At 48.9% G+C, this 15,117-nt stretch carries 11 protein-coding genes and 1 pseudogene; 2 read left to right on the forward strand and 10 right to left on the reverse strand.

Annotation, left to right across the window (positions count from 1 at the left end; all coding sequences use genetic code 11):
- Nucleotides 1-2: 2 nt before the first annotated feature.
- Together JCM14374_RS02350 and JCM14374_RS02355 are read right to left on the reverse strand one after the other, a co-directional pair.
- Nucleotides 3-1,748, reverse strand: coding sequence for a hypothetical protein (locus tag JCM14374_RS02350; RefSeq protein ID WP_054692997.1), 1,746 nt, complete (start codon nt 1,746-1,748; stop codon nt 3-5).
- Nucleotides 1,749-1,803: 55 nt separating this feature from the next.
- Nucleotides 1,804-5,349 carry a hypothetical protein gene (locus JCM14374_RS02355; RefSeq protein ID WP_054692999.1) on the reverse strand — a complete coding sequence of 1,182 codons (3,546 nt, stop codon included), beginning with the start codon at nt 5,347-5,349 and terminating at the stop codon, nt 1,804-1,806.
- 443 nt (nt 5,350-5,792) lie between these two features.
- On the opposite strand from JCM14374_RS02355, the gene JCM14374_RS02360 reads away from it, so the two are divergent.
- Nucleotides 5,793-7,007, forward strand: coding sequence for a glycoside hydrolase family 26 protein (locus JCM14374_RS02360; RefSeq protein ID WP_054693002.1), 1,215 nt, complete (start codon nt 5,793-5,795; stop codon nt 7,005-7,007).
- 580 nt (nt 7,008-7,587) lie between these two features.
- Here JCM14374_RS02360 and JCM14374_RS02370 read toward each other — a convergent pair.
- The 8 genes and pseudogenes from JCM14374_RS02370 to JCM14374_RS02400 form a co-directional block, all read right to left on the reverse strand.
- Complete coding sequence (locus tag JCM14374_RS02370) at nt 7,588-8,493, reverse strand: hypothetical protein (RefSeq protein WP_054693008.1); 906 nt, start codon at nt 8,491-8,493, stop codon at nt 7,588-7,590.
- 65 nt (nt 8,494-8,558) lie between these two features.
- Nucleotides 8,559-9,497 (reverse strand): thiamine pyrophosphate-dependent enzyme, encoded by a 939-nt coding sequence (locus JCM14374_RS02375; RefSeq protein WP_054693012.1) that lies wholly within the window; start codon nt 9,495-9,497, stop codon nt 8,559-8,561.
- Entirely contained in the window at nt 9,494-10,117 is a 624-nt protein-coding gene (locus JCM14374_RS16015; protein WP_500797385.1) for a transketolase C-terminal domain-containing protein, read from the reverse strand. Before JCM14374_RS16015 ends, JCM14374_RS02375 begins: the two co-directional genes overlap by 4 nt.
- Nucleotides 10,011-10,729 (reverse strand): annotated as a pseudogene (locus JCM14374_RS16020) (hypothetical protein). Before JCM14374_RS16020 ends, JCM14374_RS16015 begins: the two are co-directional and overlap by 107 nt.
- On the reverse strand, nt 10,681-10,989 hold the full coding sequence (locus JCM14374_RS02385; protein WP_054693014.1) for a 4Fe-4S binding protein: 309 nt from the start codon (nt 10,987-10,989) through the stop codon (nt 10,681-10,683). The pseudogene JCM14374_RS16020 and the gene JCM14374_RS02385 overlap by 49 nt, the downstream one beginning before the upstream one ends.
- Nucleotides 10,986-11,570: a 2-oxoacid:acceptor oxidoreductase subunit gamma family protein gene (locus JCM14374_RS02390; RefSeq protein WP_054693017.1), complete on the reverse strand. Its 585-nt coding sequence runs from the start codon at nt 11,568-11,570 to the stop codon at nt 10,986-10,988. Before JCM14374_RS02390 ends, JCM14374_RS02385 begins: the two co-directional genes overlap by 4 nt.
- A gap of 777 nt (nt 11,571-12,347) precedes the next feature.
- On the reverse strand, nt 12,348-12,572 hold the full coding sequence (atpE, locus tag JCM14374_RS02395; RefSeq protein WP_054693019.1) for an ATP synthase F0 subunit C: 225 nt from the start codon (nt 12,570-12,572) through the stop codon (nt 12,348-12,350).
- Between the two features lie 112 nt (nt 12,573-12,684).
- Nucleotides 12,685-12,987 (reverse strand): hypothetical protein, encoded by a 303-nt coding sequence (locus JCM14374_RS02400; protein WP_054693021.1) that lies wholly within the window; start codon nt 12,985-12,987, stop codon nt 12,685-12,687.
- A 411-nt stretch (nt 12,988-13,398) separates the two neighbouring features.
- Between JCM14374_RS02400 and JCM14374_RS02405 the strand changes: the two genes are divergently transcribed.
- Nucleotides 13,399-14,901 (forward strand): histidine kinase N-terminal 7TM domain-containing diguanylate cyclase, encoded by a 1,503-nt coding sequence (locus tag JCM14374_RS02405; RefSeq protein ID WP_054693023.1) that lies wholly within the window; start codon nt 13,399-13,401, stop codon nt 14,899-14,901.
- The last annotated feature ends 216 nt before the right edge of the window (nt 14,902-15,117 follow it).

The following is a 15,117-nucleotide window of genomic DNA, read 5'->3' on the forward strand; positions in this document are numbered from 1 at the left end:
TTTCAATATTCAATCAGGCTTCCATCTTCTTGCATCCTCCATCTTGAAAAGGCGATAATCCTGCCGTCTGCATCCAGGGCATAGATTCCCAGGTACGGCCCTGCTGTTATTGCTATTGATCCCTGTCCTGTGGTGTAAGAGGTATAAGAATGACCTGCCGGGAGGGCGGGGAGGCTGTCTCCCACATTAGGTATGATGAACGCGCTGTCCTGAACGTATATAGCAAAAGAGGCGGCACCCGTGTGACTTAGTTCATTAATATAAATGTCGCCATCCGGACCGACATCCTTATCTTCAATCGAGGGCGCTGCGACTCTCACCTCAATAGTGAAGTCCTTGGCATAGTCTGTTCCCGGCGCCAGTCCGTTGGCGATGGAGGCGGTTACGGTCACAGTACCTACCTCTGGCACCGAGAGGGTATTGCCGGATATGGCAGCCCCCGTCCCGCCGGTATTCTTTATGCTCCATACCATGGTCTGGTTCGTGGCGTTGCCGGGCTCAACCGTACCGGTCAGGGTCAAATCAGAACCAGCCGTTGCCGCAGTAGGTACACCGGTTATGTCAGTGACCGGTACAAAGGCCGGATTAACAGTAATATTGAAGTCTTTGGCATAGTCAGTGCCGGGTGCTAGTCCGTTGGCGATGGAGGCGGTTACGGTCACAGTACCTACCTCTGGCACCGAGAGGGTATTGCCGGATATGGTGGCCCCTGTCCCGCCGGTATTCTTTATGCTCCATACCATGGTCTGGTTCGTGGCGTTGCCGGGCTCAACCGTACCGGTCAGGGTCAAATCAGTTCCCGCCGTTGCCGCAGTAGGTACACCGGTTATGTCAGTGACCGGTACAAAGGCCGCGATCTCTGATGCTGACAGTACATGACTGCTAAAGGCGATGACCCTGCCGTTATTATTCAGGGCATAGATGCCCAGGCGCATTCCGGCTGTCACACCGGTTATATTGTCACCGGGGTTATAAGCATCTGCGCCGGAGGGGAGGCCTCCCACGTTCGGTACGGCGAAGACGTCTCCCAGGATACGTACGGCATAGGAGACGGCGCCATTAAAACCAAGGGTTAACCGGGTTGATCCGATTGCCGTACCCGGCGCGGCGGTGAGGGTTGTAAGCCCTGGGGCTGTTCTAATTACCGAGTCGCTGCTGGTTGATAATTTTATCTGCGGGGCTTTGTAGGGTACCTGTATGTGGAGACTCCGGGCAGTCCCTGTAAAACCGGTCTTGCTGGCCGACACGGTGATGGTGGCCGTTGTGTCATATGGACTTGAGGGGGTCCCGGCCGTCAGGACAAGCCAGTAATTCCCGTCACTTCCGCCCAGGCTGCAGGCGGCGGTGGTGCTGCTGCTGGAGAAGGCGGAAACAGCGGCATCCTCCGGGTATACGGTAAAGAAGCACTTGAGCTGGCTGTTGTTGTCCATATCTATCGTAGTTTCGGCCAAGTTCATAGTGATGGTTCCTTTAGGCTGGATGGTAAACTGGGCTTTAGCCCGGTTGCCGCTGCTGTCAGCGACGGTTGCCTTGAGCGTTGACACTGTGGCTGACTGGGGGGTGCCGGTTATGGAACCGCTGGCGTTCAGGGTCAGGCCGTTGGCTGGCGTGATGCTGCCGCTCCAGGTGTATTTCCCGTCACCGCCTGTAGCTGTCAGGGAAGCGCTGTAGGACTGTCCCGCCGCTGCTTCCGGCAGGCTGGTAGTGGTGATGGTGAGCGGCCGGGCGGTTTTGTCAAGTACCGACAACTGGAGCTGATGCCTCCGGCGTTGCCGCTTCCGTCCTTTACCACAGCCTGGATGGTTAAGGGTTTCTTCCCCGTGGCCGTAGCGGGGTGCCGTTTATCTTGCCGTCGCTGGTTACCTTCAGGGTGCCGTTGGCTGGGGTGATGGTCCCGCTCCAGGTGTATTTCCCGTCACCGCCGCTGCCGGCCAGGTCCATTGTATATAACTGACCGACAATTCCCGGTGGCAGCGGATCGTTGACAAAAAGCTTAAAGCTGGCCTTTGCGCTATTGCTGCTGCTGTCCTTGACTTCCGCCGCGACGGTTAAGGGCGTGCTCCCCGAAGCAACATCAGGAACACCGGTTATCTTGCCGTCACTGGTTACCTGGAGAGTGCCGTTGGCGGGGGTGATGGTTCCGCTCCAGGTATACTTTCCAGCGCCGCCTGTTGCTGTGAGAGTTACGGCTTTCCCGTCCGAGGTCTGGTAGGCGGCCCCGGTCAGGCCGCCGGGCAGCACAGAAGTGGTGATTTGCAATTTATTGTATACAGTAATCTTGAAGCTGCCGTTTACCTTGTTGCCGCTGCCATCGCTTACGGCCGCGTTCACGGTCGATTCGCCGGATGCCTGCGGGGTGCCGGTAATAGCCCCGTCAGTTTTTAAAGTCAGCCCGTTGGCCGGCGTAATGGTTCCGCTCCAGGTATACTTCCCATCACCGCCTGCAGCAGTCAGAGCAACCGCCTTACCGTCAGGGGACTGGTAACCAGATCCGGCTATCGCTCCGGGCAGGCTGACGCTGGTAATCTTTAACTGAGTAAACACGGGCAGACTGAGGTCAGTCTCGGCGATTCTGCCCGCACTGTCTTTGAGCAGAACATGAACCTTGGATGTGACCGCCGACTGCGGGGTGCCGGTAATAGACCCGTCGGAATTAAATGTTAGTCCATTGGCCGGGGTAATGGTTCCGCTCCATTTGTAGGGGCCTGTACCTCCGGCCGCGGCGAGAGTGACGGTCTTCCCGTCAGAAGTCTTGTAGGGGACTCCTGTCAGGCTGCCGGGCAGGCTCGCAGTGGTAACCCGCAGCTGCTCGATAACATCAATGGCAAAACTGCCGCTGCCGGTGTTGCCGCTGCTGTCTACTACCGTGGCCCAGACCTGCAGGGGCAATTTCTGGGGCGAGGTCGGAGTAGCTGCCTTTGGTGTTCCGGCAATAACGCCGTTGGGATAAAAATGGAGGCCGTCACCTTCGGGGATCGAGCTGTCCCAGGCGGTGATGGTGCCGCTGTAGGTATAGTTGCCGTCGCCCCCGGCAGCGGTCAGGGTGCCATTGTACCCTTTCCCAACCACGCCAATCGGCAGGCTGGCTTTAATATCTAACTGCTTTCCGCCGCCGGCGGTGAAAACAAAGGCATGAAGGCTGTCGTCATAGGTTCCCTCATTGTATATACTCACGAAGGGATAGAAGCGATAGGCATGACCTTTCGTCAGACCGGAAATGGTTGCGGAGAAATCGTTTCCGTTGCTGGGTGGCCAGATCAACTTTTTAGTTTTCCAGTCTTTTTCACCGCTGGTAATGTCCTGATACCTGAAACCAGCCTCTTTCACCAGATTTTTCTTGTAGTTCTGGTTCTCCCATTCAGCATGCCCGCGCAAGATAGCACTGGAATCGGCCACATTGCTGGCAGGCAGGGTGGCAATGATGCCGATACTGCTGTTGCTTCTCCAGGGTGTGCCGGTTCCCGGCAGGGTAGTGAAGGTTATTTTCGGCGCCTCGGACATCCATTTGCTTTCCGTGCCTTGCATAATCACATAAGGAAAGCAGGTATAGGTATGGCCGGGTTGCAGCCCTTTAAGGTGTACGGTATAATCGCCGCCTTTGGTATGAAGGGGCGTACTGGGCGGCGGCCAAAACAGCGCCGAGGTGGTTTTTCCTGTTGTGACTCCATCGCTGTAGTTAAAACCCAGCTCAATTATATAATCTTTTTCAAAAATGATGTTTGATTTGTTCTGCCATTCCACATGACAGTTGAGATCGGCCGAGTACTGCCCGACATTGGTAGCTGGCAAAGTGGCCAGGACACCATCGCTGTCCCCGCCGGAATTTACATTGGGCGGCTGCCAGGAGCCGGCCTCGCCCGGTTGGGTAGTAAAACTCTGCATATGTTTTACATTGTTGTGACTGCCGGAAACTGTCATATCGACGCAGGCATAAAACATATAGGTATGGCCTGGAACCAGACCGGACAGATGGGCGGTGAAGTAGCCGCCATTTGAAGGTACCGGCGTTACCTCTACTGTGCGGTCGCCCGCGTATTTGTTAGTGTTGTCCGTGTACCAGAAATGGGCGCCTTTAACCAGGTCAATCATCCCATGCCGGTTTTGCCATTTCACATAGCCTTTCAGGTCGGCTCCGTATTTAGTGACATTTGCGGCTTCCAGGGTTGCCACCACGCCGTTGCTGCTGTATGTTTCCCAGGGGGTGCCGTTGCCCGGCAGGGTGGAAAAGCTCATGGTGTGGGCGCTGTCGTCGTGCCCGCCGGACACGGTCATATTGAGATAAGCATAAAACTGGTAATCATGACCGGGGGTTAATCCCTTCAAGTTCACGGTAAAATCACCGCCGCCGGAGGGTACAGGGGTCACCGTTACCGACTGCCAGCCCTTGCTGGTATCCGTCAGGTCCTGGTACTTGAAATGGGCGTCCCGTACCAGATCGATCATAGCGTTTTTGTTCTGCCACTCCACATGTCCCTTAAGGTCGGCGCTGTACTGGGTAACATTCTCGGCGGCCATCGTTGCCACAATGCCGCTGCTGCTGTACGCCGACCATGTGCTGCCGGTTCCTTTTTCGGTGGTGAAGGTCTGGGTATGGGCGCTGTCTTCATGGCCGCCGGTCATGGTCATATTCAAATAGGTGTAATACTTGTAGGTATGGCCGGGGGCCAGCCCTTTCAGGCGCACGGAATAATCGCCGCCGCTGGTGGGTACAGGCGTTACCGTTACCGACTGCCAGCCCTGGCTGGAGTCGGTGAGGTCTATGTACTTGAAATGGGCGTCCCGCACCAGGTCGATCATGGCATGCCTGTTTTGCCATTCCACGTGGCCTCTCAGTACGGCTTCAAATTTGCCTATGCCGCTGGGCTGAGAAGTCGCCACCACTCCATCGCTGCTGTAGGCCGACCAGGGGCTGCCGTTGCCCCCAATGGTAGTAAACGTCTGGCTGTGGGCGCTGTCCTCATGGCTTCCCGAGGAAGTCATTTTCACATAAGTATAGAACCGGTAGGTATGCCCGGGGACCAGTCCGTGTATTTCTTCAGCGTATTCACCGCCGCGGGTGGGCACCGGGGTTACCGTCAGTGTCTGCCAACCCTTGCTGGAGTCAGTCAGGTCAATGTACTTGAAATGGGCGCTAAGTACCAGATCCTGCCCTCCGTGACGGTTCTTCCAATCCACATAGCCCACCAGCTCCGCGCTGTACACGGAAATGTAACGGGCCGGCCTGGTTTCAACCGAGCCATTGCTGAACCATTTTTCCCATCCTGTGCCGGCCTTCGCCCTCTCCAGAGGAGCGACTGCAATAAAGACTAAAACCAGGCAAAATATTATAAACAGACGCTTTTTTAACATTAATCTTTCTCCCCTCCATTATCATTGTGTAAGACCCTGTATCCCGCAATGAAGGCAATATGATCTGGCTTTAAACATGTGAGTTATGGTGATGATATGCAAGCATGACCAAAATCAGAGCTTTATATAGTAATTCTTGTATTCCACATCATATTTGTCGTATTTGCAGACAGCATATCACAAAAATTACCATTTTACAATATAAAATATAATGTTAACTGATAATACCGTATTCTAATAAAAGCAGATATTTTGATGACGAACATCGTAGGTTTTTGGCGTTTGCATAAGCAGCAGCTTACCTGATATAAATCTAAATTCCAGAAGCGATAACATTGAGGCAATATTATGCCTATATGCAGTAGCAATGTAATATTGCCCAATGATATACTGTGAAGGGAGAAAAAGCACAAAATTATCTCAAACGACAAGGGAGGACGAAGATGAAGAAAATATTGTGTTTATGCTTGGTTTTTTTGTTTGTAATTATGAATGTCCCTCCATCTTGTGCGGCGGCCAAGACTGCTGCCAATGAGATGAAGCTGTATGTGGAAAAGGCTGTGCAAGCCGGGGATCAACAGGCCTATCATGGCGCCAAATTTGAACCTAAGATTGGGTCTTATCTGGGCATTTATGCGGAAGGCGACCGTGTGGTACATAACGCTTACACCGGAAATCCGTTTTATTTTGATGGTGTGCCTGGTTTAACCGGTAAGAAACATGCCATGTATATGGTTTATCTGCGTTACGGCAGCATGGATTTTAACCATTACAAAACGCACTATGAGCGGGCGAAAAAATTGAATGTTGGGATGCAGATCGCGCTGGAGCCTTATTATGGAATCGATCAGGTTCAAGACGACAGCTATCTCCATAATTTCGCCAAACAGGCCGCTGATAGCGGGATTCCGATATTTCTTCGCTTTGCCAACGAAATGAATGACCCGGGCAGTATATGGGGAAAAGACCCCAAAAAATATATTGAAAAATTCCAACTGGTGGCCCGGGTGATGCATAATGAAGCGCCGAATGTCGCCATGTGCTGGGCCCCGAATGATTGGCCTTTTGGACCGGCGGCTCAATGGTATCCGGGCGATGAATATGTTGATTGGGTTGGCGTAAGTTCTTATCCGCCTTATCTGGCCAATGGAAAGAGTAAACACAACACTAAATTTACAGATCGAATCAAACCTATCTATGATGCCTATGCTGCACGAAAACCGATCTATTTGTCTGAGGGAGCGCCGATCCAGAATGTGGAATTTACGAATACGGATGTTTCCCAGGTAGGCGCAAAGGACCTTAAAGAGTTCTACGATGAAATCGCCCGCCGCTATCCGGCAGTCAAAGCCGTGTTTTATTGGGATAATGAAGAAAACTGGGGAGCGGCTCGCAAATGCTTGCTGTCTGGCAACCAGAATATTTTAAGTGCTTATAAGAGGGCGACTGCCAGTCCTTATTTTTTGAGTGATATGAATTCAACCAGTCCAGTCATTTATGTGGATTTATCCAATCCAGCACTGGCGCCGCTGGAAGCCAGGACTCAAAAATCAGTGCTTTTGTGGGTAATCATAGACTGGATACAACCAAAGTTGTTTATTATATCAACGGGAAATATGCGGCCGAAACAGTGGGATCTCCGTATGAAGCTATGCTGAATTTTACAGGCTATGGCGGTAAAACTATCACCATCAAAGCAGATGCCTATGATAGCGCTAATAAACTTAGCTGCAGCATCAGCCAGAAAGTAAAAATTGCCCCGTAATTAATATTCAGCCAAAACGTCTCAGGATGCTGAGGCGTTTTTTATGTATAGGGAAGCATGATTTGCAAACGGCTGCGGATAAGTGTACTCGGGGGCGTGGACAGGGGAATCGTAGAGTTCATTGTGAACGGCAGTACCGCCGCCCTGTCATGGCTGCGAAAACAGGGAGAGATTGCTTCGCTATCGCTCGCAATGACAGAAACTATGGCGCGTTTGCAGAAAAACTATGTATTTGTCGTTGCGAGGAGCGCAGCGAAGCGGCAATCTAAAACGATAGCGCTGATCGCCCGCAGAGCGAATTTGTTCATAGGAGAGTATGCCTCATAAGCGGCAGCCGATAAGACCTTCGGGGGTTGTCAAAAATGCAATCGAACGTGTCATTACGAGCGCAGCGAATATGGGGATAGATAAAAGAGGGCAGAGAAAATGGAAAGATAGGCTTGCAGGGAGCAGTGCCGTCCATCCGCCTGCTCTTATCCTTTTACTTTAGCAGAGATTATCCACGGAGCTGGAAAGGGCTCCACCATGTTTTTGCTGTTGACTCGCGATACTTCCAAATGGATGGCTTCGGTGCGCACCAGGCCGTTTTCCTTTAACAATGCCGGAAGAGAGGTTAAGATATCAAAATCCAGAGTATAAAAGACAAAATCCATGGCGGGGTTTATGGACCGCAATCGCTTTATTTCACTGTCAAGCTTTGGAGAGCCCACAATAAAAGCCAGGTTGGGAACCGGCAGGGTTTCAAGGATACCATCTTCCAGAGTCTCCACGATGGTTACGTTGTTCAGGCCGAATTTATCAACATTCTCTTTCATGGTGTCCCGGTCGCGGGGATCATATTCCACCGCAATAACACTGCCCTCGGCGACAGCTATGGCTGCCTCCACTGCGATGCTCTCGCCGGAGATGATGCATATATTATCCCGGTCTCCTAAATTGAGCTTATTCATGATAACCGCCCGGCCTTCCCGGCACACATAATGAACCGAGCCGCAGGCGAAACGGCTGTTCTCAATACCTATCTGTGCATTAGTGGCTGCGTTGGGATTTATGACCAGCATTGCTGCGGAGGCGTTAATGCCGCGGTTGATCATGTCTGCTACCCTGTCGTGCTTCATTTCTCCCGAAGGTTCTGAACCCTCATTGTACCAGATAATGCAGTCGCCCAGTTCCGCATTCCACATATCGTAAAAGATGTCCGGATGTCCAGCGTCAGTAAAGACTAAAACAGCCCGGTTGGTCATAACCGCTGGGATCAGGTTTTTATTCTTTCCGGTAATATCCAACATTTTCAGTTCTGCCAGGTTTATATCAACGTTATCGGCAAAGTAATGGAGCCAGGATAGGATGACCTCATTAGTGAACATTGTTTGTTTCATCGGCAAAACCTCCTTATTAAAGTTATCATACCATGTTTTTAGGATTTGTCTTTGTATTCAAGATATTAAGCGCCAGTACGTTCCAGTAACTTTTCCCACTTATCGTCAACAAACCTTTGAGCTTCTTCGATCATCCATTCGTTGCCCTTCTGGAACATATGGCGGAATCTGCCCTGAGGACGCAGAAAATCTTCTACGGGCAGCTTCTTTTTTGGCGTATAGGTTAAACGCCATACTCCCTCCTGTACTTCAAAAAGAGGCCAGACGCAGGTATCCACCGCCAGCTGAGTGATTTCCGCCAGCTTGGCCATGGGATAGTCCCATCCGCGGGGGCAGGGGGCTAATACATTTAAAAAGCAAGGTCCCTCAGTATAAATGGCCTGATGAGACTTAAGATGCAGATCCCTGAAGTTTCCTAAAGGGGCAGTCTGAGCGACATAAGGGATGTGGTGAGCGACCATTATTTCAGTCAAATCTTTTTTATCCTGCCGCTTACCCGGTTGAACAGAACCTAACGGCGAGGTCGTGGTGCGGGCAAAACGCGGCGTTGAAGACGATCGCTGAATTCCCGTATTCATATAGGCCTCATTATCGTAGCAGACATAGACCATGTCATGACCGCGCTCCATTGCGCCTGACAGGGCTTGGAACCCTATATCATAGGTACCGCCGTCTCCTGCGAAAGTAATGAACTTGACGTTTCCTTCTACCTTGCCGCGGCGCTTCATAGCGTTGTAGGCGGCTTCCACTCCGGCACAGGTGGCAGCGGAGTTTTCAAAAGCGGAATGAATATAGCTGTCCATATAAGCAGTGTAAGGATACATAAAGGTAGAAACCTGCAGACAGCTGGTAGCATTAGTGACCACTGCCCGATCCTCTTTGTCGAGAGCCCGCAGCACCCCGGCCACGACCACCCCCGCGCCGCAGCCGGCGCAGAGGCGATGCCCCCCGGTGAGCCGTACCGGCTTTTCCACTTCCCGTTTCAGGTTATATACTGTGCTCATACTGTCCCCTCCTTTGACCTCTGTCCCATATGCACATATAAAGGGCCAATTTCGCCGGTCTCTGTAATATCCGCCAGCCGCCCGAACACCTTTTCAAAGTCCTCGACTCTTATATCCCGTCCGCCCAGACCGAAAACAATATTTATAAGATAGGGGCGATCTTTAAGGTCATATAAAGCGCTGCGGGTCTCGGCGAATAAAGGACCGCCGCAACCGGAAAAGCCCTCGGACTTATCCATGACAGCTGCAGCCTTGGTATTGGCTAAAGCCCGGGCGAGTTCCTCAGCCGGGAAAGGACGAAATACCCTGACCTTAATCAGCCCTGCTTTTACTCCATTCTCCCGCAGCTTATCAACTGCCGCTTTAGCAGTTCCGGCACTGGATCCCATCAGAACCAGAGCAAGTTGTGCGTCCTCCATCATATATTCTTCAAACAGGCCATAACGTCGGCCTGATATTTTCTCAAACTCTTCGGCTACCTCCAGTATGCGGGCCTTGGCTGCCTTCATGGCTTCAGCCTGCAGGACCTTGTGTTCCATGTAATAGGGACTCAAATCGTAAGGTCCTACCGCCAGCGGATTTTCTTTTTTTAAGCAGATAGTGTTCGGGGTTATATTCACCGATAAACTTGCGCACCGTCTCTGTTTCCAAAAGCTCAATATTTTCTACGGCGTGACTGGTAATGAAGCCATCCATGCAAGCCATCACCGGCAAGCGTACGCTTGGGGTCTCTCCGATCGGCATGGCCATAATAAAATTGTCGTAGGCCTCCTGATTGTTTTCGGCATAAATCTGGATCCAACCGCTGTCACGGCGCCCATAGAATCGGAGTAGTCGTGGTTGATAATGATTGGGCCTGAAAGGGCCCGGTTGACGCAGGCCAGGGTAATTGGCAGACGGCATGAAGCCGCTACGTACAAAAGCTCATACATCAGAGCTAATCCGCAGGAAGAAGTGGCGCAGACCGCTCTGGCTCCTGCGGCCTGCGCGGCAATGCATACCGACATAGAACTGTGTTCGGACTCTACGGTTACGTACTCGGTATTAACCTCGCCATCGGCTACATATTGGGCGAAGTATTCGGGGATCTCGGTAGAGGGAGTAATAGGGAATGCTCCCATGACATCAGGATTTATTTGTTTCATGGCATAAGCTATAGCTTCGTTGCCGGAAAGACAAGCAGTCATCTGGGTACACCTCCAGTCACCATGGTAATCGCTGGGAAGGGACATACTTCCTTACATATGCCGCAGCCTTTGCAGTGCATGTAATCAAAGTCCTGCCGTTTCCCGTCCTTCACCGGAATAGCGCTGTCGGGGCAGAAGGGAACGCACAGCATGCAGTGTTTACAGGCTTCCTCGTGGAAAACGGGAGTGTCGGTCCGCCAGGTACCGGTATTAAAGAGCCGTGCCGTTCCAGGTTCGTAGATTTCTCCGCCAGGGGTCAAATCCTGCCAGGGGGTACGTTCATTTATATCCTTTGCATGAATCATCCTGCCTGCACCTCCTCCATGGATTTTTTGAGGGTTTCCATATTTCCTTTGATAAGCTGCGGCTTGGATGCGAATTTATGTTTAAAGGATTCTTCTATATCGGCTAAAAAACGATCAGGTTCTAAAACGCCGCTTACTTTAACCACTGCGGCCAGCATAGGGGTGTTCGGACGGTTGCTGCCCAGGATCTCTTCTGAAATCCGGCGGGCATCTATGGTGCAGACCTTTCCAGTCCAACCCCGCAGGCGGGGACGCATCTCCTGGGGAGAACCGGGTGTGTTGATGATTATTGCCCCGTTTTCTTTCAGTCCTCCGGTAACGTCGACGCTGTCCAGCAGAGTTTCATCTACCACCACTACATAGTCCGGGTTATATATGAAGGAATGAATAGTGCAGCGTTTTTCACTGATGCGATTAAATGCTGTGATTGGGGCTCCCATGCGTTCCGGTCCATATTCAGGAAATCCCTGCACGAACTTGCCTTGTAAACCAGCCACGTCTGCCAGCAGCATGCAGGCCATCTTGGCTCCTTGTCCGCCCCGGCCATGCCAGCGGATTTCTACCATATCGTTGGTTGCCATTGTTTTTCCCCCTGTCGTTAAAAATAAAAAAGCTTTCGTCCCAAAGGGACGAAAGCCTGAAAGACATTCGCTATACCACCCATTAATACGACATACCATCATATGCGTTCCCTGTGACGGGGGAAAACCGTCGGAGCCTACTGGATTTCATCGTTCGGTCCGCAGCTCAGGAGTGATTTTCGGTTTCAAACTACTAGCACCGGGCTTGCACCTTCCCCGGCTCGCTGAAACGTTCGTTGGCTGAAACGTACTCTCTCCGTCAATGCTTTTGTGATATTAAATTATAAATTAATATACCCACTTGCTCGTGTTTTGTCAACAACTGTTCTGGAATTCAAAGTATTTACAGAGCCGGGCTATAAATTCTGTCAGAAATAATTACTGAGTCAGAGCTCCAAGATATTTTAATCTAACTATCCCGTTCATAATAGCCCTGGGATGTCTGAGCCTGGTTTTTTTAACCGTACTATGGGCACTGTGGCGCAGGGAAGCCGCAATTTTAGGTCAGGCTAATTAAACCTGGCTAATGAAACCAATGGTGGGTAAACAAAGATAGTATCCGTTGGGGGTTTTCGTAAGCCTTCTAGTTGGGGAAAATCAGCGGTAAAAGGAATTTAGGAATAGTGAAAAACAAGAAGAGAAGGGGTCAGACCACAGGACATCTGACACCCCAGAATTAAAACTAGATATACAATTGGTTTGAGTAAGCAGTAATGTTTTTTGCTCAAACTATCTGATATCTATTTAAATCTGGAAAACCTGAGTTGTTGTTGCAAATCAGGATGGCATTTTCTGAAACAACATCAGTGCAATGACTAAACCGTAAATAGTTAATGTTTCCACAAAAGCCAGAGAAATTATTAGAAGTTTCCTGATTTCATCAGCTGCTTCCGGCAGTCTTGCTATTGACTCGAATGCTTTGCCGCCAAGTATGCCCATACCAATTGCGCCACCGATACCAGCGATAGATACAGCTAACCCAACTGCTATCGCTAGTTCCATTTTCCCACTCCTCCCTAAATACTCATAATATTCTGAAACTTCAAAATAAATCTTTCCCCCGGTTTGGATTTTTATATGTTGAAGATCTTAAAATGTTTTTAAAAGAATTGAGTTAGACCAGCGGTTTGACATAAGAATGGGCTGAAAATGAATTGGGGTTGTGTATTAATTGAGATAGCAACAAGGGCATTTTTTCTTGATTTTTTCTTTTCTTATCATATAAACTGTAGGCCACTTTCCATCGTACCTGTTCATCGGCCCTTTTTTTGCGGCGATAGGCTAAAAATTCTTCATGCCGCCGCCTGGCTAATTTTTCTGCAACTATTAAAGCTACATAGAGTATCACGTATAATGCGCCTTTTAAAATAAAATAAAGAAAGGTATAAAATAGAAAAGTTTTTTGTAATTCAGTCACTCGTTCGTCGCCTCCCTTCTTAAATAAACTCTTGTTTTTGCAACTGAATTACCAATAAATAGCTGTTATGAATCCAGGTAAAACTTTTTGAAGACATAAACCATACTAATTGTTCCGGAAATTAAAGAAAGCGTGATAGCCAGCGCTAATAACAAACCTCCAAATATTTTCCTCCTTTCTTTTATAAATTTTATAAATTGTAAGACACGAGGATATCATATTGTATGAATATTCTGAAAAAAATGTTACTGTGATATTTGAATGTTTTTCAAATTCGGATAATATTTCGAGATTCTATAAATGAGTTAGTATTGAACAGACGGGGAGATTTAGAGAACGGGTTATATATCTGGGGGGATGGCTGGTGTATAATCAAGTTATTCCAGATATTTTTGCAGCTGGGGTGGTTTTGTGGCGCAGATAACGACTGCCTATGTTCTGTTGCTGTTATCATGTTTAAATGCAGTGATGTTTTTATACATTGTTTTCAACCGCCATAAACGTCCGCTTGCCAGGGGCCTGGCGCTGGTTGGCCTCTTAATTTTGGAATGGAGTGTAAGCGTTACTTTAAGAAGTTTTGCTGCAGATCCAAATATAGCCGTTATATTCCACGAATTAAAATTTGTCGGCAGTGCTTTGCTGCCTGTAGTAATTCTGTGGATTGTCATGAATTACACAGGTTTAGGACGTTTGATACAGACCAAGCAAATAGCCTTGTTAAGCGTAATACCTATTCTCACCATATTCTTTTCCCAGACTAATCCTTGGCATCACTTATTTCGTAAAAGCTTCCAAATAATATACCAGCCCGATGGAGCATTTTATATTCATGCTTACAATAACTATTGGTTTTATGTCTTTGCCATATTCAACTATTCAGTGTTGACAGCCAGTATGGTTTTACTCGTTCGTAATTACTTCAAATCTTCTCAGAATAGATTACAGACCACTATTTTTTTAATTGCTATTGCTTTTCCTTTTATTACAAATATTATTGATCTTCGCGGATGGATACAGGCTTATGATCTCACTATATGTGCCTTGACCGTATCATTAGCGTTTTTTCTGTATGGCGTTTTCTTTTATTCGGCTTATGATCTAGTCCCCCTGGCGAGAATCAAGCTGGTTGACAGCCTTCCCAACCTAATTTTTATATATGACAATGAATACCGGTTGACTGATGCGAACCATGCCGCGATAGAGCTGATGGGCACTGGTATTAAAGAAATATTGGGGCGAAAAAGAGAAAACCTTATGCAGCTTCTCCCCATCCATCCTATTCAAACCGATGATTATACCTACTGGTTTACTGATTTTCCGGCGCGAAAGGAACAGGTTATGTCGTTAGAATCGCAGATTGTCAGCGAAACTAATGGCAAAGCGATTGCTTACATAGATATATTTACCGATATTACTCCCATGGAAAAAGCCAAACGTAAAATTGAGAAAATAGCCAATGTGGATAACCTGACCGGATTGTACAACCGGAATTTTTTCGAGCATACTATGCATTGTCTGGACCAGCAAGGAACTGCTCCGGTTGCCCTTATTCTCGGTGATGTGGATGGGCTGAAAAAGATTAACGATACATTTGGCCATGCAGCAGGTGATGAAATGATTCGCCAGGCCGCCAGGGCCATGAAAAATGCCGTCAGGAGTGATGATGTAGTAGCGCGAATCGGCGGCGATGAATTCATCATCTTTTTGGAAAACATCACACAAAATGATGTTGAGCGGGTTATTGAGACTATTAAAGAGAATTGTCATCAGAAAATGATAGAGAATACAGTTTTAAGCATATGTTTGGGTTACGCTATTCGCGCTGACAATACTCAAAGTATGGAGGACGTTTTCCGATTGGCGGACAAGAATATGTATTCCCACAAGAGATCTCTTCACGAAATGCTACCATAAAATTGTCTCTGCCCCGGGTTCTTCATGGAGATCGAGGGTTAAAACACAGAAATTATTTTCAACGGGAAATTTAAATCGGAACTGCGATCCAAGAATACCTGCAGGAGAAATTCCGCTGGAATATGTAAATTATCGTTATCAGGCTGCCGCCCCAGGGTTAATAGGCCACTTTGGTCATAATTCAAGGTGGCTTTTTTATTTGATGCTCATTTATTG

The organism is Syntrophomonas palmitatica JCM 14374 (assembly GCF_001311885.1).
Taxonomy (GTDB): Bacteria; Bacillota; Syntrophomonadia; order Syntrophomonadales; family Syntrophomonadaceae; genus Syntrophomonas_A; species Syntrophomonas_A palmitatica.

Bases quoted from the DNA above. Each gene is read 5' to 3' on its own strand.
- JCM14374_RS02390 (WP_054693017.1), bottom strand. From the start codon at position 11,570: ATGGCAACCAACGATATGGTAGAAATCCGCTGGCATGGCCGGGGCGGA.
- JCM14374_RS02360 (WP_054693002.1), top strand. From the start codon at position 5,793: ATGAAGAAAATATTGTGTTTATGCTTGGTTTTTTTGTTTGTAATTATG.
- JCM14374_RS02370 (WP_054693008.1), bottom strand. From the start codon at position 8,493: ATGAAACAAACAATGTTCACTAATGAGGTCATCCTATCCTGGCTCCAT.
- JCM14374_RS02385 (WP_054693014.1), bottom strand. From the start codon at position 10,989: ATGATTCATGCAAAGGATATAAATGAACGTACCCCCTGGCAGGATTTG.
- JCM14374_RS02375 (WP_054693012.1), bottom strand. From the start codon at position 9,497: ATGAGCACAGTATATAACCTGAAACGGGAAGTGGAAAAGCCGGTACGG.
- atpE (WP_054693019.1), bottom strand. From the start codon at position 12,572: ATGGAACTAGCGATAGCAGTTGGGTTAGCTGTATCTATCGCTGGTATC.
- JCM14374_RS02355 (WP_054692999.1), bottom strand. From the start codon at position 5,349: ATGTTAAAAAAGCGTCTGTTTATAATATTTTGCCTGGTTTTAGTCTTT.